The following is a 17,921-nucleotide window of genomic DNA, read 5'->3' on the forward strand; positions in this document are numbered from 1 at the left end:
GCGTTATCAGCGACGGTATTGATAGCAGGCGGCACAGGCGCCTTCGGACGATACCATCAAGGCACCCACCGGATGCTCCGGGATACATTCACTCCCAAACAGCGGGCATTGCTTTGGCTGACAGCAGCCTTTCAACACTTGATCACAACAGGCGGACGCCGGCTCAGGAGCGACACTTTCTGCCATGTCGAAAAGCCCGAAACGGCGCTCGGCATCAAAGGCCGCATAGGTCTGGCGCAGCCGCATGCCCGAGCGCGGAATATCACCCAGGCCACGCCAGAGCGCATGCTCCCGCAACTCAAACACCTCACTGACGGCGGCCAGTGCCTGGCGGTTGCCCCCCTCAGCCACCACTCGGGCATACTGGTTTTCCACACAAGCCTCGCCTGCCGCCAGCTGTGACAGCAGCATCAGCACAGACTGCAGGATGTCCACCGGCTCGAATCCGGCAATAACGAAAGGCTTTTGATACCGATGGGCAATGAACTCGTAGGGATGACTGCCAATGACCATGCTGACATGCCCGGGGCCTATAAAGCCATCCAGCTGTACATCCTTATCCTCCAGCAATGCCTGCAGCGTCGGCACGATGCTGATGTGGTGGCACAGCAGGCTGAAATTGGCAATCCGCTCACGACTGGCCTGCAATACCGTCAGCGCGGTTGCTGGCATGGTTGTTTCAAAACCGAGCGCAAAAAACACCACCTCACGCTGCGGATGAGCACGTGCCAGCGCCAGCGCATCCAGCGGCGAGTAAACAATTCGGACATCAGCGCCTTCTGCGCGCGCCTGCTGCAGGCTGGCACGGGTCCCCGGCACCCGCAGCGCATCACCGAAGGTTGCCAGTATGACGCCGGGGTGGGCGGCGACGGCCACACAGTCGTCGATACGCTCCCGCGGCAGCACGCAGACAGGACAGCCAGGGCCATGAACCAGCTCAAGCCCTGCTGGCAGCAGTGCCTCAAGCCCGTGCCTAAAAATCGTGTGCGTATGGCCGCCGCACACTTCCATAATCCTCACCGGGTGTCGTTGCCGCAGTGCCGGCAGTGCCATTCGTTCACGCACCCGTTGCAGCAACACCCTGGCATGAGCAGGGTCACGAAACTCATCCACGTATCGCATGGTACCGTTCCCCTTGGCAGGTCTGTTCATGCTGAACCGTGTTCTTGCGACAACTCGGACAGCAGGGCCAGTGTGGCCTTGGCAGCGTCCGCATCCATCAGCGCCATGGCAAACCCGACATGTATCAGCACCCATTGCCCCAACAGATCATGCGGATCGGTATCCTCGGCGAGCACACAGGCCAGATTCACGCGGCGACGCACCCCCGAAACCTCAACGGTAGCGCTCATGGGATCCGAGGGGTCAACGGCCACTATTTCAGCGGGAATACCCAGGCACATGGCAAACTCCTGTCAGCAGGGTGCTTGTTGATCGGAGGCACATGCACACTGTCTGGATATTCGTTCGCGATAACGCTGTTCAACCCATGCCTGCCAGTCCTGCAGGCCTTCACCTGTACGTGCCGATAACGCTATCACCTCGATATCCGGATTGATGCGCCGTGCATTGGCGATGCATTGTGCCTGATCGAAGTCCACGTAGGGGGCCAGATCGATCTTGTTAATGACCATCAGCTGTGCCGAGTGGAAGATATCTGGATACTTTAGCGGCTTGTCGTCACCTTCAGTCACGGACAGAATCACCACCCTTGCCGCCTCTCCAAGATCAAAGCCGGCCGGGCAGACCAGGTTGCCCACGTTCTCGATATACAGCACACCGCGTTCGAAATCTTCCAGCTCATCTACCGCGTGCCCCACCAGGTGTGCATCCAGGTGACAGAGCTTACCAGTGTTGATCTGAACGGCACGAACCCCGGTGGCTCGTATGCGTTCAGCATCGTTCTGGGTCTGCTGATCGCCCTCTATCACCGCCACCGGCCACTTTGCCTGCTGGGCCGGCAGGGTTTCACTCAGCAGCGCCGTTTTACCCGATCCCGGGCTCGACATCAGGTTAAGCACCAGCACCTGCTGCGAGGCAAAGCGTTCACGGTTGGCTTGAGCATGCCGGTCATTCAGGCTGAACAGGTCCAGCTCCACCTGCAACCGCCGAGCATGGGCAGGTCCATGCCGTTGCGCATCGCCGTCATGATCCGTCTGGTTACACCCACAAATTCCACACATCACTCCACCTCCAGCTCCCTGATTGTCAGCGTTTGGCCCGACAGTATCTGCAGCCGGGTCGAACCGCATTCACTGCACACCATCTCCCAGCTTTGAATCTCCATGCAGTGGCCGCAGGCCCGACACCGTGCCCGCGCCGGACAGGGTACAAGGTGCAACCGGGCCCCTTGTGCCAGGGTACCAAGACTGGCAGCCCGAAACCCGAACGCCATGGCTGCGGGCTCGACTGCCGCCAAGGGCCCCACTTCCAGCCAAACTGCTGTTACCCGACGAAAATCCTGCTGCTGAGCCTGTTCCTGCAACAGCTGAATCAACCCGCGACACAGGGACAGTTCATGCATGTTGCTTGTCCTGATGGCGCGCCAGAGCAACTGCGGCCTGACCCACGCTAAGGCCGGCATCATTGCAGGGCACCCGATGATGACATAACGCCTCAAAGCCCGCCGCAGCCAGTGCCTGCCGCAGCCAGGTCCGCAACAACCGGTTTTGCATCACGCCGCCGGTCAATACCACCTTTTCGAAGGGCTGTTCAGTGCCAATCGTCTGCACCAGCTGCAACAACCCTGCCACCAGGCTACGGTGAAACCTCAGCGCCACCTCGCGTCGGTCACACCCCGCACGAAGGTCCTCGATCAACAGTGGCCAGAGCGGACTTGCATCGAGTTGCCACCCCCCCTCTGTCATAGTCAGCTGCATGGCATAGCGACCACCCGTGTGATGCACATCATCCGATTGCATCTCCAGCGCCTCCCAGGCCAGGGCCTCCAAAGCCATGGCCGCCTGTCCTTCATGACTGATACCCTCAGCATAGCAGCCCAACGCCGCCGCCACGGCATCAAACAGACGTCCTGCCGACGAGCACAGCGGAGACTGAATGCCGGTTTCTATCATCCGCTGCAGTGCTTGCGTTCGTGCCGTACCCATCCAGGGCCAAAGTGCCTTCAAGGACTCGATCTCAATCTGCGCCTGATACAGACAGGCCACTAGCATGCGCCAGGGCTGGCGCGCCGCCGCATCTGCACCCGGCATCGGCATCGGTCTGAGCCCACCCAACCGCCTGACGTGAGAATAACTGCCATACAGGCACTCTCCGCCCCACAGCGTTCCCGTCTGACCATACCCCAGGCCATCAAGGCACAGGGCAAGCACCGGTTCGGCATGCAGCGGATGGCCGTGTTCAAACAGACAGGCGGCCATATGGGCATGATGGTGCTGCACCGAATGCATCGATTCCCCGGCAAGACCATCTGCCAGCCGGGTGGAGTGATAATCCGGGTGGCAATCTCGGCTAACACCGACAGGACGCAACCGCAGCAGTCCCATCCAGTCCCGGCCGCTCGATGCCGCTGCTCGGTAGGCTGCAAGCGCTTGCATATCGCCCTGATGCGTACCCAGTACCAGCTGCCCGCCCTGTACAAAGCTGAACGTATTTTTCAGGTCCCCACCGACGGCCAGCCAGGGCAGATCGGTGCGGAAGCCGGGAGGCAAGGGCAGAATGACCGGCACCATGCCCCGCCCCGGCCGAATCAGCTCGACAGCCCCGTCATCCTGATACACGACAGCATCGTCCAGACGGTGAACAATCGGGCGGTCATGCAATACCAGCAGGTCGACCCAGGGCAACAGCAGCGCGCGTGCCGCGTCATTATCAATGAGGGTCGGTGCCCCTGACACATTACCACTGGTCATAACCAGTGGCCTTTGCACGGCGACCATCAACAACAGATGCACTGGCGTGGATGGCAGCATGCAACCCAGCCAGGCTACATCCGCTGCGACATTGCGGGCCAAAGGACTGTCAGGGCGCGCCCGGCATAACACAACGGGCGCTTCGGCCGCAGACATTGTCTCAGCCTGCTGCGTCGTTATGTGCGCACAGGCCCTGGCCTGTTCGATATCCTCAAACATGACAGCCAACGGTTTGTGAGGCCGCTGTTTGCCCGTACGCAAGCGGGCGACCGCATTGGCTCGCCGTGCATCACAGCAAAGATGAAATCCTCCGGCCCCCTTGATCGCCACGATGCCGCCGGCAGCAATAACGCGCGCCATGTCTTCAAACGGGTCCTGTGCAGCTGCAACTTGTCCACGAGCATCCTCCAGCCATAATTCAGGCCCACAGGCGACACAGGCATTGGTCTCGGCATGGAAGCGGCGATCCGCCGGATTTTCATACTCCCCGGCACAGTTGCGGCACAGCGGAAACATCGACATGGCTGTGCGTGCACGATCATACGGCAAGGCGTGAAGGATGCTCAGGCGTGGTCCACATTGAGTGCAGCTGATAAAGGGATAGCGATAACGACGACTGTCGGGGTCAAAGAGCTCAGCACGACAGCTGTCGCAGGGGGCCAGGTCCGCCGGCACACTTATCCGGTTGTCAGACGATTGCACAGGCGAGGGCTCGATCAGGAATCCACCTGCCTTGGCAACCCTCCCCCTCTTCAAGGCAAGAGTCGTGATCTTATCCACGCAAGCGAGCGGCGGCAAGGACAGCAGCAGACGCTGACAGAATTCATGTTGCTTCGACTCACTGCAGAACAGGTCGATCTGTACGCCGTTACCGGTATTGCTGACACGGCCGGAGACACCCAGAGCGACCGCTGTTCGCCAGACATGGGGACGAAAGCCGACTCCCTGCACCCGCCCGCTGATTTCAATCCGCCAGCCCGCATCACTGCTCATGTACACCTGCTCCGGGTATCTGCTGCATACCATTTCACTGTAGCACTCGGGGTGATATCGGGTAAGACCGGCAGGTCATTGCCTTGATGACTGGAAGAACATTGCCGCCCGGGAAAGGAACGCTCCCACTGCGAACGGGCTACCCAACCGAATTGTCTGTACGGCATACATTTTGCTTATAGCCATGTATGACCACGGGCAACCTGGAAGCCGAACCATGAAAATCACCCACGACACCCCAAGTACACCGCACATCAGCCAACGCATTCGTGACGAAGCCGAAACCTCGGCCCGTTTCAGCCAGATCCTGGCACGCCAGGAAACAAGCCTACGCGCTGATACCGAACAGGCACGCCCAGAGGAGCCTGAACCGGCCATTCGGGACACCCTGATGGAACTGCTGCACATGAGCCCGGCTGAACGGATCCGCTACACGCTTCTGCGCCAAATGGGGCTGACAGAGGAATCGTTGCGTCAACTCCCGCCGCAAGAGCGCATGAAGGTCGAAGCCCTGATTCAGGAGGAGACCAAGCGCCAGCTGGCCGGCCAGGACGGCGCCTTGGACACAGGGGCGTGATGCATCTCCACAAGACCAGGACCTGCTGAGCAGCGTTACTTGGCCCTGCGCCGCACACAAAAAAGGCGCCACCAGGCGCCTTGAATGAATAATTGTAGACCGATTACTCAATCAGAGTATCGATCAGGTCGATCATGAATTCGGTTTCTTCCTCATCCATGACATCCCAGCCATCGAGCCCCATGCTTTTCAGCACTTCACGCCCCTTGGGGTCTTCTTCCATGCCAAGAAGACGCTCGCGGAGCAGCTCAGCATGTTCCTGCATGCGCGGACCAATAACCAGTGTGTGATGAACCACACTGATCTGGCTGCTGACCAGAGACTTGGTCTTGTTGCGCACCAGCTCGGACAATTCATCATAGCCTGCCTTGAGGAAAAAGCCGGCATCGGCCTGGCCATTCAACAGCGCCTTGGCAACCAGTACATAGCTGTCATATTCCTGGAAGCTGACATTGTCCTTATCAAGGTCAGCCGACTCCAGCATGATCATGCCCATGGTGTGAACGTCGGGATCAGCGGTTGTAGCAATCTTTACACCGGGCTCCAGATCTTCAACACAGTTGCGCGGATCATCGGCACGCGCCGCAATAACCGTTTCGTCGGCACGGTTGCGAGGACGTACCAGTACCTTAAAACCCAATTCGCGCACCAGCATGGATGCATCATAAGGGTTGGCGTAAATCAGGTCGATCTTGCCGTTGCGAATGTCTTCACGCTGGGCGTCGAAACTATCGTACAACTCCAGGTGCACACCTGTATCCAACTGTCGCTGCAGCCAGGTGTTGAAGATAAACCAACCTGAAAGATGAGTGGGGGGAAAGTCCGGACTCACCGATAAATTCAATGTCATTGCAGCACCTCACCTATCGCAGCGTTGCGTACAGAGCTTCGCTCTCCTTGATTTTGCTGCGTGATGGCTTGCGTCGGACAGAGGTATATCCTACCAGCTCACCATTGCGAATATTCGGAATCACAGTTGCCTTGACCCAGTAGTAAGAGCCGTCCTTGCGCAGGTTTTTAACATATCCCTGCCATTTCTTGCCCTGGGCAACGGTATCCCATAGATCCTTGAACGCCACTGCGGGCATGTCAGGATGTCTGAGGATGTAGTGATTGACACCCAGCAGCTCTTCCCGCGTGTAACCGGACATTTCAACAAAGGCACGGTTGGCATGCGTAATAATGCCCTTGGGATCAGTACGTGAAACGATCAGCTTACCGTCAGGGTAAGGCACCTCACGGTCAACGACTTTAGCCAGCCGTTCTGTGCCATCATAATATTTGATCAGCACTTCCTCGACTGAGCCGGTATCATGTTCGGACATAGACACTCCAGACCAGGAAAAAAGCGTGCACGCGCTTATCGGCTACTATGCACGCCGGGCACTAGCAAGGCTTCAAAGAATCTTGCCGATAGCGTCTGCTGCACGCTTGACGTCCAGGAAAATCAGACCCAGACGAGCATTGGTTTTCGCAACAACAGTCAGTACGGATTCCTGGTTGGCATGGGTCATCAGGATATAGCCATCCTTACCCTTAACCAGTACCTGCTCAAGCTCACCACGAGCCAGCTCCTGAGAAGTACGCTCACCCAGGGACAGCATGGCGGCACTCATGGCGCCTACACGGTCTTCATCCATGCCAGCCGGCAGAAGCGCATCAATCACCAGACCATCGGTTGAAATGACGGCTGATGCTTCGATCTCTGCAGATGTACCGTTGAGATCGTTAAGAATGGAAGTCAACATATCTGAGCGCATGGTAGTCTCCTTTTAGGCCATTAGCGCTGGTTGTAATCCTGTATAAAACGGCCAGCCCGTTTCATCAGTAATCCAGGTAGCGTCGGATCAGAACCGACATCAAATCCACAAAAGGCTGCCGATTCAGATGAGGCATCCCTTCCAAAATCAAAAGGAACTTCTGTTCGCCTACATGCAGGGTCCAGAAGCCCAGCTCACTCTGCCCGACCGCATCAATCAGCGCCCAGGAAGAACCATCAATACCCAGGTGGCGTCCCAGCAAAGCCTGGTGACGTTCATGCATGGATACCAAGTCCGCTGCCATGCCTGCAATGGCTTCGGCTTCTTCGTTTTCGAAACCGGACTGGCCAAGACAAAAACCTTGGTCATCGGCCAACAGCACTCGACCGTCAGCGAGGCTTGGCAGCAATTTGGGAAGCAGATCCTCGATCGTACCCGACGGAATGGGCTCAGGTGCTTCCGGCAGATCAACAAAGCCGTGCTGTACGGCCTTGTCCAGCAGGGTTTCTGCTTCTGCCTCAGGCAGCCCGGTCAATTTCTGCAGCAGAGACCCTAGATATGGGATGTGCGTATCAGCACTCAATAACTGCAGCAATAACGCCCGCAGCGTTTCTGCTTCGGTATTCAGCGTCGCATAGTACGCCCCGCTGGGCGTAACCTGAAAATACCGCGGGGTATCATTTTGCTCTTGATTCACGGTTTAGCTCCGAAAGATCCATGGTGTGAAACACACGTTTCCGGTCAGGGACAGTACAGACCGATGGCGTCCGCTGCCACAAAGAACGAGAACACGAAACGCTGTGGCACTTTCAACATTGACGCTATGTTCTGTGCCGACAGCCGCTGACTTTGCCAAAGCTCGGCAATACTGCGAGCATGAGGCGTCTCCAGCAGTCGTTCAAAATCCGGTGCCGCATTCAGCAGTCGCGGCTCCTCGGCCGATAAAGAATCGGGGATACGGCCACGTGCCGTAAACAAGGCCAGTTGCCACATCAGTTCGTCTGATGCCACACGGCGCCCCTGCGGGAGTTCTGAGTCAGCTTCACGTTCCTGCAACGATATCTCGTCAAAGCCAAAACGGGTGCGCGTCAGCTGCAACAACAGATCCGAATCCAACCCGACAAGAAACACCCTATCCTTGGGCAGATAGAAAAAAGCCCCCGGCACACCAACGATCTGCTGAACCTTTCCACTCTCGTCACCCTGACGCACACAACGCTGCACCCAGGGCAGCAGCAAGCCGTCAAGACTGAAATAGGCACGACGTCGCTCGTGGGCCGAATCCAGATTCACATCCGGGAGGCTGCCGCAGCACTGCTGAATCATCTCGGCAGACAGCTTGGGTGTCTGCGGTGCCTGAGGCTCCTCAACCGGTTCGGGCTTTTTCGGTTTGGGACGACTAGCCTGCTGCTTCTTGAGTTCACTTTGTGCCTCAAGAATCAAACTATTAAGTTCATTGCGTTCAAGGCTGAAGCGGCTACGTAACGCATTGCCTTCACGCTTTTCGCCCTCGCCCTTCCAGGCGGAAAGCGCTTCATTGCTACGCTGCTTGCGCGCCTCCCACTCGGCAAATACGGCTTCACGCTCAGATTCATCATGCGTTTGCACCGGCTCGGAACTAGCCTTGGCAACCGGCGTGGGTGCACCCGATTCAATGTGTTGATGAAGCTTGCCCAGCCCGTCCTGCAGAGCTTTCATGCTAAATGGGCGGTTTACCAGTGCAACTGCATCTTCGACCAGAGCGCAATCTGCAGGATCCACAACTGCAGCGAATGGAATATCCCCCTTGCTGCGCGCCCACTTCAAGCCTGATTCGGCAGAGGCACGATCACTGAAACCGAACAAAAGGCTTTCAGCTTTTTCAGCCGGAACAAGTGAGAAGCCCCCGGCTTTCCCCCCCTTGAAGAAGATCTCCAGCATGGCGACTTCGTTGGCTGCAAAGCCGATAATGCCTATAGAGTGGTTGCCACCAACCGACATGTCTTAATCCTTCTATGAAGCGCTCAATGAAGTTTATGCCTGGAAAGCTGCATGCAGCGTCCATTGCTCAAGACAGCATATTCCAGCGGTAAATCAGCCAGGCGTGTCAGGTCGCGCGTATCCACGGCCTTGTTCATGGCAATACGATAATCACTTTTGAGCAGAGGTCCCGACTGCTGAATGAGGCGATTAACTAGAAACTGCCCTCGCCCGCGCAACACAAGCAACAGATCTATAAGCGCGCCGGTTACCATGTCGCTATCTGCACACTGAATGGCCAAATAGATGCGGCGGATGTGATTGCGCAAGATGCGCGGTCGAGCAGCAACGAGTCGAGTCAGATAGCGCAGTGCCACGGTAGGTTGGGTGCCTACATAGATCAAACGCTTGTCAGCCTGCAAGTTGAACATGATTTGCAATTTACAGAGTTGCAGATCTGCTTTCAAAGAGCGCTCGTCCTGTGCGATTTCAGCCTGGCTGTGTGCTGAACCCATCAAGGCTACCTCCTGCCTGAGATAATGTATTCGCTTGTTATACGTAGCTTTTAATACGATTTCAAACACAGCTAATTTAAAATTGACCCGCATCAACAGCTTCAGGCCAATATCGCTTTGAAATCAGTCAATTTGGTCGAAAGTCTAAGGATCAGATTGTCGACACAATCTTAACTTTGTCACGACCTTCCGCTAGAATTCGCTCGCCAATCACCATTCGATACCTAGTCGATACGCCGTCGGTGGGGTTTTACCACTCCGGCGTCCGGCGGTGAAAACAGATGAGGGCCATATCGTGCTTGAAGCTTATCGTAAACATGTAGAAGAACGCGCTGCTGAAGGCGTACCGCCGAAGCCGCTTGATCCGGAACAGACTTCCGCGCTGGTTGAACTGCTCAAGAACCCGCCGGCGGGCGAGGAAGAATTCCTGCTTGAGCTGATCACCAACCGTGTACCGGCGGGTGTGGACCAGGCAGCTTATGTCAAGGCCGGTTTCCTGGCAGCCATTGCTAAAGGTGAGGCCTCCTCTCCCCTGATCGACAAGGTCAAGGCTGTAGAACTCTTGGGCACCATGCTGGGCGGTTACAACATTGCTCCGCTGATCGAGTGCCTGGACATTGCTGAACTGGCCCCGACATCTGCCAAGGCACTGTCTCATACCCTGCTGATGTTCGACGCTTTCCACGACGTGCAGGAAAAGGCCGAGGCTGGCAACGAGTTTGCCAAGCAGGTCATGCAGTCCTGGGCTGAAGGTGAGTGGTTCACCGCCAAGCCGGAAGTGGCTGAAAAAATCACCGTGACCGTATTCAAGGTTCCGGGCGAAACCAACACCGACGATCTGTCTCCGGCACCGGATGCTTGGTCACGTCCTGATATCCCGCTGCATGCCAACGCCATGCTGAAGATGGAACGTGAAGGCATCAACCCGGAAGAGCCGGGCGTCAAGGGCCCGCTGGCCCAGATTGAAGAAGTCAAAGCCAAAGGCTTCCCGGTTGCCTATGTCGGTGATGTTGTCGGTACCGGTTCTTCCCGCAAGTCCGCAACCAACTCCGTACTCTGGTTCTTCGGCGACGACATCCCGCACGTGCCGAACAAGCGTGCTGGCGGCTACTGCTTCGGTAGCAAGATCGCGCCGATCTTCTACAACACTATGGAAGATGCCGGTGCCCTGCCGATCGAAATGCCGGTCGACGACCTGAACATGGGCGACGTGATCGACGTGTACCCGTACGAAGGCAAAGTGTGCAAGCACGGTACTGATGAAGTCATCTGCACCTTCGGCCTGAAAACACAGGTCCTGCTGGACGAAGTACGTGCTGGCGGTCGTATCCCGCTGATCATCGGTCGCGGTCTGACTGAAAAGGCTCGTGAAGCACTGGGCCTGGCTCCGTCCGATCTGTTCCGCAAGCCGGAGCAGCCGGCCGATACCGGCAAGGGCTACACTCTGGCTCAGAAGATGGTCGGCAAGGCCTGCGGCATGGACGGCGTACGTCCGGGCATGTACTGCGAGCCGAAGATGACCACCGTTGGCTCTCAGGACACTACTGGTCCGATGACCCGTGACGAACTGAAAGATCTGGCGTGCCTGGGCTTCTCCGCCGATCTGACCATGCAGTCGTTCTGTCACACTGCGGCTTATCCTAAGCCGGTTGACGTGAACACTCACCACACCCTGCCGGACTTCATCATGAACCGCGGCGGTGTTTCCCTGCGCCCGGGCGACGGTGTTATCCACTCTTGGCTGAACCGCATGCTGTTGCCGGATACCGTGGGTACTGGTGGTGACTCCCACACCCGCTTCCCGCTGGGTATCTCCTTCCCGGCCGGTTCCGGCCTGGTTGCCTTCGCAGCCGCTACCGGCGTTATGCCGCTGGACATGCCGGAATCCGTTCTGGTTCGCTTCAAGGGCAAGCGCAACCCGGGCATCACCCTGCGTGACCTGGTACACGCCATTCCTTATTACGCGATCAAGCAGGGCCTGCTGACCGTTGAAAAGGCTGGCAAGAAGAACGCTTTCTCCGGTCGCGTACTGGAAATCGAAGGCTTGGAAGAGCTGACCGTCGAACAGGCGTTCGAACTGTCTGACGCGTCTGCCGAGCGTTCTGCTGCAGGTTGCACCATCACCCTGTCCGAAGACTCCGTTGCCGAATACCTGCGCTCCAACATCGTCATGCTGAAGTGGATGATCGCGGAAGGCTACGGCGATGCGCGCACTATCGAGCGTCGCATCAAGGGCATGGAAGAGTGGCTGGCTAACCCGAGCCTGATGCGTGCCGACGCGGATGCCGAATACGCTGAAGTGATCGAAATCGATCTGTCCGAAATCAAGGAGCCGATCCTGTGTGCTCCGAACGATCCGGACGACGCGCGTCTGCTGTCTGAAGTCCAGGGCGAGAACATTGATGAAGTATTCATCGGTTCCTGCATGACCAACATCGGCCACTTCCGTGCGGCGGGCAAACTGCTGGAAACTTCCGGCAAGTCCATCCCGACACGCATGTGGATCGCACCGCCGACTAAGATGGACCAGGCTCAGCTGAGCGACGAAGGTTACTACAACGTGTTCGGTAAGGCCGGTGCACGCATGGAGATGCCGGGCTGCTCTTTGTGTATGGGTAACCAGGCACGTGTAGCCGCGAAGTCTACTGTCGTATCCACCTCTACCCGTAACTTCCCGAACCGTCTGGGTGATGGCGCCAACGTATACCTGGCGTCTGCCGAACTGGCAGCTGTAGCGGCCCTGGAAGGGAAACTGCCGACTCCGGCCGAGTACATGGAATACGCCAGCAAGATCGACAGCATGTCAGGTGAAATCTACCGTTACCTGAACTTCGATCAGATGGAAAACTATGTAGCCAAGGCTGCAACCGTTATCCCGACCGTTGAAGCCTAACCTGCTACAGCTCTGAGACTGTAAGCTGGTATCCAAGCCCCGAGCCGCCTTCCCGGCGCTCGGGGCTTTTTGCATCCGACACGCACCGGCTGCTGTTTCTGTTGGTGGCGGGCAAACTGTTATACTGGCGCACACGTAGCAGAATTGAATTCCGTGATAAGGCAGACATTGATGAAATCACCGACACCCGATCAACCATTGACCGACGAGCAGGAAACAGCCCAAACCAAAAACGGCTTTCTGGCACTGGTTTCACGCCTGCTGCTTGAAGAGAAACTGCCCATCCGTTTCATGTACAAGACGGTTCCCGAGCATCTTAATGACACCGGCTGGCGCATGTACACCGGCTACGAGACTGAGGATTTCCTTGAGAATGAGCTGGTCAACATGATGCCGGTACCGCTGGAGCGCATTTGTCAGCTCGACCCGTCACTCACCGAACTGGTCGAGTATAATGCCGGCACGGTATGGGAACGCACGCCCGAGTCAGATGGCTGGGAACGTGTACACGACTTCCGCATTCCCGCACCGCGCGTTGATGTGGATATCACCAATGATGTCGACCGTTTCGAACAGCAGCACGAGCGTAGCTGACCCTTCGAGGCCGGCTCTACTCACATGCCGGCCGCTCTTCTGTCTCGGCAAAGCTGACGCTGCTATAGCGCCAGACCCGGACCTGATCCGACCAAAAATCATCCGCCAGCCCTGCCTTGCGTTTCAGCGCCTGCACGAACTCATCGGGCTGCGAAAAACTTTCCCATACCTGCGGCAAAAAGGTGGCTCGATGCTGCCCCGCCTGCAGCAACAAGCCATCTCGACCCGGCACCAGCTGACGCAGTAGGTCCGCCTCATCGCTGAAGGTGAAAACCTCCAGCGGCGAAAGCACCGACAGCGTAATCAGAATAGGCTCGGGTGTATTCAGCGGCGCAAAACGATAATCGTGCAGCGCCGCGCCACAGGCGTTATGCAGCACATCGTGCGCCAGCGGACGCGATGCCTCCAGTGAACCGATACATCCGCGCAAGCGCCCCTGCTCCGTCAGGCTGACAAAACAGGCCCCCCAGTGGCGCAGGAATGCGGGCAGTGACGTGATGTCCGGCATGTCGACGGAGCCCACCAACACCGATTGGCACACGCCGCGGCGCGCCAACGCTAGCAGGTACTGCTGCTGATCAGTTGAATACTCAATAACAGACATAAGACCCGTACCCCACGACCTGCGATTTGTCTCCGGCCGTGTCACCGGAGTTCATGCGCCCCAGACACTCCATGTGCAGGGAAGCCTCCGAGGCCGCCGCCAGCAACGCATTGAGGGCATGACAACCACAGGCCTGTTCCGAACCCAGACGGTTGTCCAGGTGTATGATCATGCGATCCGTAACGGCATCAAGGCGTCGCGCCTCGGCCCAAGAGTGATAGTGACTCAGATCGGTGCTGACCAGCACCAGAGTATCCGTCTGCTGCCAGCAGAATCGAATCAGCTTTCGGGCCTCCTCCTCGCCGCCCGGACCGACCAGCAAGGGGACAAGACTCACCTGAGGTGCTACCAGCTGCAGGAACGGCAGCTGCACTTCCAGCGAATGCTCAGGCCGGTGGGCTTCGGCATTGTGCGCAATATCAAACCGCGCACACACAACATTCAGAAACGGCCGATCGATTTCCATGACGCCCAGCGGCGTCTGCCAGTGTTCTTCCGTAGTTGCGGCAAGCCCAACCAGGGGCACACGATGATTGGGACCAAGCAGAATGATGCGCCGCATCTGCGCTGCGGCACAGGCTTGCCCCAGCAACAGATAGGCACGTGCAGCCACAGGCCCGGAATAGACCAGCCCGGCATGAGGCACGACAAAAGCACGGGGCGGCCGCGAGGGCATCGAGAGAGGAAGGGCATCGGCGAGCTGTGTTTCAACCAACTGTTGCAGCCCATCTGCCGATGCAGGATAAAACAGCCCGGCCACCGCTGGCGGCCTCACCTGATACTGCATATGCCTACCTCGCACATTGGCTATACTTACAAGTATAGATCCACTGGCGAGGACTGATGCATGCACATCGCTCATAGTGTTCCCACCCGCTACTGGCACCGGCTGGACAACGGCAAGCTGCAGTGCGATCTATGCCCCCGCTTTTGCAAGCTTGGCCCAGGCCAGCGCGGACTTTGCTTCGTGCGAGGGCGTGTCGGTGATGAGGTTCGGCTGTTGAGTTACGGCCTGTCCAGCGGCTTTTGCATCGACCCCGTCGAGAAGAAGCCTCTGAACCACTTTCTGCCCGGTACACCGGTCATGTCATTCGGCACCGCCGGCTGCAACCTGGCGTGCCGCTTTTGTCAAAACTGGGACATCAGCCGCTCCAGGCAAACGGAACGCCTCTGCGATAGCGCATCACCGGATCAACTGGCGCGTGCGGCCGTGGCCCACGACTGCCGCAGCATTGCGTTTACCTACAATGACCCGGTGATCTTTCATGAATATGCCATCGACGTGGCCAAGTCATGCCATCAGTATGGTCTACGCAGCATCGCCGTCAGTGCCGGCTACGTATGCCCCGCCCCCAGGGAAGAGTTTTATCAGTATATGGATGCCGCCAACATCGACTTAAAGGCTTTCACCGAGCGGTTCTATCACAGGATCTGTGGCGGCAGTCTGGCGCCGGTGCTGGACACATTGGAGTACATCTGCCACCAGACCGATACTTGGCTGGAAATCACGACACTGCTCATACCGGGGGAAAATGACAGCGATCGCGAAATTGCTCAGCTGTCACGCTGGATCAGCACACACTTGGGGGAGGAAGTTCCCCTGCACTTCACCGCCTTTCACCCTGACTGGAAGATGCTGGATCACCCGCCGACGCCACTGACAACACTCGAACGTGCGCGGATGATTGCCATGGAGGAAGGACTCAAATACGTCTATACCGGCAATCTGCCGGACGACACAGGCAACTCAACCTGCTGCCCAGAGTGCCGAACGCCGGTAATAGAGCGTTCCGGCTATATGATTACTGGATGGGCCGTAACATCTGAAGGCTGCTGCCAACACTGCGGTCACCGTATCGCCGGACACTTTGAAGCCAACCCTGGTCACTGGGGCTCACGGCGGCTAGCGATTGATATCAATCGCTGAGATTTCAACCGCCTGCTGCAGATACTCGGTCACCCGATGCGGATCCCGTTCGGTACGAATCGTCATGAACAGTGTTTCCGCCTGGGGGTAGTGCCGCTGCATCATGCGCAACCATTGCTTGGCACGGCCAGCCACATGCTTCGTCTCCAGACGATCCAGCACCATCAGATGGTAGGCCAACAGCAGTTCACATATCCGCGGCCAGGTCTCCACGGCCGCGAGCCCCTCACTGCCCTCACGCACCGCTTGGGCCAGAAACGGGTTGGCGATCAAACCACGCCCGATCATGACATCGTCACAACCACTGACTTCACGGCAGCGGTGGTAATCGTCGACTGTCCAGATATCACCATTGGCCACGACCGGCACCTTCACCGCTTCGCGAATGCGATCTATCCATTCCCAGTGTGCAGGCGGCTTGTAGCCTTCCACCTTGGTACGCGCGTGAACAGTAAGGCGCATGGCCCCGGCAGCTTCCATCGCCTGTGCGTTTTCAAGTGCCAGCGACTTGTCCTGAAACCCCAGACGCATCTTGGCACTCAGGGGCACCTGGTCCGGCAGTGCACGCCGCACCCCCGCCACAATGTCATGAACCTCTTCCGGGTCTTTCAGAAGAATGGCTCCCCCGCGGCTCTTGTTCACCGTTTTGGCAGGGCAGCCAAAATTCAGATCAATACCCGGCGCCCCCATCTCCACGGCTCGCACGGCATTTTCGCCCATTGCAACCGGGTCGTTGCCCAGTAGTTGCACCAGTACCGGTGTCCCCGACGGCGTCTGACTGCCGGCTCCGAGTTCAGGCGCCAGGCGACGAAACACCGATTCCGGCAGCAATTGATCCGTTACGCGAATGAATTCGGTAACGCACACGTCCACTCCCTGAATCCGCGTCAGCACATCACGCAGGGAATGATCCAAGACGCCCTCCATCGGGGCCAGGTATATCTTCATAGTGGGAATATCAGCATGAGGCCACTCCTGCGGAGTGGCCAGACAGGATCAGGCGCGCAGTGCATCAAGGCCGCGCTGGAGGTCGGCCTTGAGGTCATCAATGGATTCAAGACCGACCGAGAAACGAATCAGCCCTTCACGAATGCCGGCAGCTTCACGCTCCTCGGCACTCATTCGCCCATGCGTCGTGGTGGCCGGATGCGTAATGGTGGTTTTGACGTCGCCCAGATTGCCCGTGATGGACACCATGCGGGTCGCATCGATGAAGCGCCAAGCTTCATCTCGCTCGCCTTCCACCTCGAACGACAGTACGCCGCCGAACGCTGACTGCTGCTTGCAGGCCAGTGCGTATTGGGGGTGATCCGGCAGGCCGGAATAATACACCTTGCGAATACCCGGCTGCTGCTGCAGCCAGGTGGCAATGGCCAATGCACTTTCGCTCTGGGCACGCATGCGCAGCGGCAGAGTCTCCAGCCCCTTGAGAAAGACCCAAGCATTGAACGGGCTCATGCAGGCACCACCGGTACGGATGAGACCGAACACCTCTTCCATCTCGGCGCTGCGTCCGACCAGCACGCCGCCCACGCAGCGCCCCTGGCCATCCAGATACTTGGTCGCGGAATGCATGACGATATCCGCTCCGAGCGACAGCGGACGCTGCAAGGCAGGCGTCAGGAAGCAATTGTCCACGGTCAGCAGTGCATCATGACGATGAGCAATGGCTGCCACAGCCTCGATATCAGTCAACTCGGCCAGCGGATTGGACGGGGTTTCCATGAAAAACAGGCGGGTCGAAGGCGTCACGGCTGCTTCCCAGGCTTCCAGGTCCGTCGGATCGACGAATGTGGTGCTGATCCCCGCACGGCTGAGGTACTTGGTGAACAGCGATACCGTAGAGCCGAACACGCTGCGTGAACAAACCACATGATCGCCATGCGTCAATAGCGCCAGACCGAGATTGAGAATGGCCGCCATGCCGGAGGATGTTGCCACGGCGCGCTCTCCCCCTTCCAATGCGGCAATGCGCTGCTCAAAGGCCTCGACCGTAGGGTTGGTAAAGCGGGAATAGATATTCCCCGCTTCGTCTCCGCCAAAGCGAGCCGCCGCTTCCCGTGCACTGGAAAAAACAAAGCTTGATGTTGCGAAAATGGCATCCGAATGCTCGCCCTCGGCGGTACGGCTTTGGCCGGCACGCACCGACAGCGTATCGATGTCATAGTTTGCATCAGCTTCAAACTGAATACGCTGAGCGCGTTCATACGTGGATTGACTCATGCGT

The 17,921-nt window shown here is 57.8% G+C and carries 19 protein-coding genes; 4 read left to right on the top strand and 15 right to left on the bottom strand.

Features of this window, described 5'->3' with window-relative positions; genetic code table 11:
- Positions 1–6: 6 nt before the first annotated feature.
- Genes hypD through hypF form a run of 5 tightly spaced genes read right to left on the bottom strand, consistent with a single transcriptional unit; the run spans position 7 to position 4,865 of the window.
- The gene (gene hypD, locus KTN04_RS00875) at positions 7–1,122 is read right to left on the bottom strand and encodes a hydrogenase formation protein HypD (RefSeq protein WP_217333315.1); all 1,116 of its coding nucleotides are present in this window, start codon (positions 1,120–1,122) and stop codon (positions 7–9) included.
- Positions 1,123–1,148: 26 nt separating this feature from the next.
- Complete coding sequence (gene hypC / locus KTN04_RS00880) at positions 1,149–1,403, bottom strand: HypC/HybG/HupF family hydrogenase formation chaperone (protein WP_217333316.1); 255 nt, start codon at positions 1,401–1,403, stop codon at positions 1,149–1,151.
- Between the two features lie 12 nt (positions 1,404–1,415).
- Entirely contained in the window at positions 1,416–2,183 is a 768-nt protein-coding gene (gene hypB, locus KTN04_RS00885; protein ID WP_217333317.1) for a hydrogenase nickel incorporation protein HypB, read from the bottom strand.
- Positions 2,183–2,524: a hydrogenase maturation nickel metallochaperone HypA gene (gene hypA / locus KTN04_RS00890; protein WP_217333318.1), complete on the bottom strand. Its 342-nt coding sequence runs from the start codon at positions 2,522–2,524 to the stop codon at positions 2,183–2,185. The genes hypB and hypA overlap by 1 nt, the downstream gene beginning before the upstream one ends.
- The gene (gene hypF, locus KTN04_RS00895) at positions 2,517–4,865 is read right to left on the bottom strand and encodes a carbamoyltransferase HypF (RefSeq protein WP_217333319.1); all 2,349 of its coding nucleotides are present in this window, start codon (positions 4,863–4,865) and stop codon (positions 2,517–2,519) included. Before hypF ends, hypA begins: the two co-directional genes overlap by 8 nt.
- A 217-nt stretch (positions 4,866–5,082) precedes the next feature.
- Between hypF and KTN04_RS00900 the strand changes: the two genes are divergently transcribed.
- Positions 5,083–5,442 (top strand): hypothetical protein, encoded by a 360-nt coding sequence (locus KTN04_RS00900; protein ID WP_217333320.1) that lies wholly within the window; start codon positions 5,083–5,085, stop codon positions 5,440–5,442.
- A gap of 103 nt (positions 5,443–5,545) precedes the next feature.
- Here KTN04_RS00900 and KTN04_RS00905 read toward each other — a convergent pair whose 3' ends face one another.
- From KTN04_RS00905 to KTN04_RS00930, 6 genes are all read right to left on the bottom strand, one after another.
- A complete protein-coding gene (locus KTN04_RS00905) occupies positions 5,546–6,292 on the bottom strand; it encodes a phosphate/phosphite/phosphonate ABC transporter substrate-binding protein (RefSeq protein WP_217333321.1) in 747 nt (248 codons plus the stop codon).
- A 13-nt stretch (positions 6,293–6,305) separates the two neighbouring features.
- Entirely contained in the window at positions 6,306–6,767 is a 462-nt protein-coding gene (locus tag KTN04_RS00910; protein WP_217333322.1) for a PAS domain-containing protein, read from the bottom strand.
- Positions 6,768–6,839: 72 nt separating this feature from the next.
- Positions 6,840–7,202 (bottom strand): roadblock/LC7 domain-containing protein, encoded by a 363-nt coding sequence (locus tag KTN04_RS00915; protein WP_217333323.1) that lies wholly within the window; start codon positions 7,200–7,202, stop codon positions 6,840–6,842.
- 64 nt (positions 7,203–7,266) lie between these two features.
- Complete coding sequence (locus KTN04_RS00920) at positions 7,267–7,899, bottom strand: hypothetical protein (RefSeq protein WP_328515943.1); 633 nt, start codon at positions 7,897–7,899, stop codon at positions 7,267–7,269.
- A gap of 44 nt (positions 7,900–7,943) precedes the next feature.
- A complete protein-coding gene (locus KTN04_RS00925; RefSeq protein ID WP_217333324.1) occupies positions 7,944–9,182 on the bottom strand; it encodes a hypothetical protein in 1,239 nt (412 codons plus the stop codon).
- Positions 9,183–9,205: 23 nt separating this feature from the next.
- The gene (locus tag KTN04_RS00930; protein WP_217333325.1) at positions 9,206–9,676 is read right to left on the bottom strand and encodes a hypothetical protein; all 471 of its coding nucleotides are present in this window, start codon (positions 9,674–9,676) and stop codon (positions 9,206–9,208) included.
- A 295-nt stretch (positions 9,677–9,971) separates the two neighbouring features.
- On the opposite strand from KTN04_RS00930, the gene acnB reads away from it, so the two are divergent.
- Both acnB and KTN04_RS00940 read left to right on the top strand, forming a co-directional pair.
- Positions 9,972–12,569, top strand: a complete 2,598-nt coding sequence (gene acnB, locus KTN04_RS00935; RefSeq protein WP_217333504.1) for a bifunctional aconitate hydratase 2/2-methylisocitrate dehydratase — start codon at positions 9,972–9,974, stop codon at positions 12,567–12,569.
- Positions 12,570–12,740: 171 nt separating this feature from the next.
- Complete coding sequence (locus tag KTN04_RS00940) at positions 12,741–13,163, top strand: immunity protein Imm33 domain-containing protein (RefSeq protein WP_217333326.1); 423 nt, start codon at positions 12,741–12,743, stop codon at positions 13,161–13,163.
- 16 nt (positions 13,164–13,179) lie between these two features.
- Here KTN04_RS00940 and amrA read toward each other — a convergent pair whose 3' ends face one another.
- Together amrA and amrB are read right to left on the bottom strand one after the other, a co-directional pair.
- On the bottom strand, positions 13,180–13,767 hold the full coding sequence (amrA, locus tag KTN04_RS00945) for an AmmeMemoRadiSam system protein A (protein ID WP_217333327.1): 588 nt from the start codon (positions 13,765–13,767) through the stop codon (positions 13,180–13,182).
- On the bottom strand, positions 13,754–14,554 hold the full coding sequence (gene amrB, locus KTN04_RS00950; protein ID WP_217333328.1) for an AmmeMemoRadiSam system protein B: 801 nt from the start codon (positions 14,552–14,554) through the stop codon (positions 13,754–13,756). Before amrB ends, amrA begins: the two co-directional genes overlap by 14 nt.
- Positions 14,555–14,614: 60 nt before the next feature.
- Here amrB and amrS point away from each other — a divergent pair, with 60 nt between their 5' ends.
- The gene (gene amrS / locus KTN04_RS00955) at positions 14,615–15,694 is read left to right on the top strand and encodes an AmmeMemoRadiSam system radical SAM enzyme (RefSeq protein WP_217333329.1); all 1,080 of its coding nucleotides are present in this window, start codon (positions 14,615–14,617) and stop codon (positions 15,692–15,694) included.
- Here the strand turns inward: amrS and KTN04_RS00960 are convergent.
- Both KTN04_RS00960 and KTN04_RS00965 read right to left on the bottom strand, forming a co-directional pair.
- Positions 15,671–16,642, bottom strand: coding sequence for a tRNA dihydrouridine synthase (locus tag KTN04_RS00960; RefSeq protein ID WP_256449034.1), 972 nt, complete (start codon positions 16,640–16,642; stop codon positions 15,671–15,673). The two genes, amrS and KTN04_RS00960, sit on opposite strands and share 24 nt — an antisense overlap.
- Before the next feature lie 48 nt (positions 16,643–16,690).
- The gene (locus KTN04_RS00965) at positions 16,691–17,917 is read right to left on the bottom strand and encodes an O-succinylhomoserine sulfhydrylase (protein ID WP_217333330.1); all 1,227 of its coding nucleotides are present in this window, start codon (positions 17,915–17,917) and stop codon (positions 16,691–16,693) included.
- Positions 17,918–17,921: the final 4 nt, after the last annotated feature.

This window comes from Marinobacterium weihaiense (assembly GCF_019061305.1).
Lineage (GTDB): Bacteria > Pseudomonadota > Gammaproteobacteria > Pseudomonadales > Balneatricaceae > Marinobacterium > Marinobacterium weihaiense.

Bases quoted from the DNA above. Each gene is read 5' to 3' on its own strand.
- hypD (WP_217333315.1), bottom strand. From the start codon at position 1,122: ATGCGATACGTGGATGAGTTTCGTGACCCTGCTCATGCCAGGGTGTTG.
- hypC (WP_217333316.1), bottom strand. From the start codon at position 1,403: ATGTGCCTGGGTATTCCCGCTGAAATAGTGGCCGTTGACCCCTCGGAT.
- hypB (WP_217333317.1), bottom strand. From the start codon at position 2,183: ATGTGTGGAATTTGTGGGTGTAACCAGACGGATCATGACGGCGATGCG.
- hypA (WP_217333318.1), bottom strand. From the start codon at position 2,524: ATGCATGAACTGTCCCTGTGTCGCGGGTTGATTCAGCTGTTGCAGGAA.
- hypF (WP_217333319.1), bottom strand. From the start codon at position 4,865: ATGAGCAGTGATGCGGGCTGGCGGATTGAAATCAGCGGGCGGGTGCAG.
- KTN04_RS00900 (WP_217333320.1), top strand. From the start codon at position 5,083: ATGAAAATCACCCACGACACCCCAAGTACACCGCACATCAGCCAACGC.
- KTN04_RS00905 (WP_217333321.1), bottom strand. From the start codon at position 6,292: ATGACATTGAATTTATCGGTGAGTCCGGACTTTCCCCCCACTCATCTT.
- KTN04_RS00910 (WP_217333322.1), bottom strand. From the start codon at position 6,767: ATGTCCGAACATGATACCGGCTCAGTCGAGGAAGTGCTGATCAAATAT.
- KTN04_RS00915 (WP_217333323.1), bottom strand. From the start codon at position 7,202: ATGCGCTCAGATATGTTGACTTCCATTCTTAACGATCTCAACGGTACA.
- KTN04_RS00925 (WP_217333324.1), bottom strand. From the start codon at position 9,182: ATGTCGGTTGGTGGCAACCACTCTATAGGCATTATCGGCTTTGCAGCC.
- KTN04_RS00930 (WP_217333325.1), bottom strand. From the start codon at position 9,676: ATGGGTTCAGCACACAGCCAGGCTGAAATCGCACAGGACGAGCGCTCT.
- KTN04_RS00940 (WP_217333326.1), top strand. From the start codon at position 12,741: ATGAAATCACCGACACCCGATCAACCATTGACCGACGAGCAGGAAACA.
- amrA (WP_217333327.1), bottom strand. From the start codon at position 13,767: ATGTCTGTTATTGAGTATTCAACTGATCAGCAGCAGTACCTGCTAGCG.
- amrB (WP_217333328.1), bottom strand. From the start codon at position 14,554: ATGCAGTATCAGGTGAGGCCGCCAGCGGTGGCCGGGCTGTTTTATCCT.
- amrS (WP_217333329.1), top strand. From the start codon at position 14,615: ATGCACATCGCTCATAGTGTTCCCACCCGCTACTGGCACCGGCTGGAC.
- KTN04_RS00960 (WP_256449034.1), bottom strand. From the start codon at position 16,642: ATGAAGATATACCTGGCCCCGATGGAGGGCGTCTTGGATCATTCCCTG.
- KTN04_RS00965 (WP_217333330.1), bottom strand. From the start codon at position 17,917: ATGAGTCAATCCACGTATGAACGCGCTCAGCGTATTCAGTTTGAAGCT.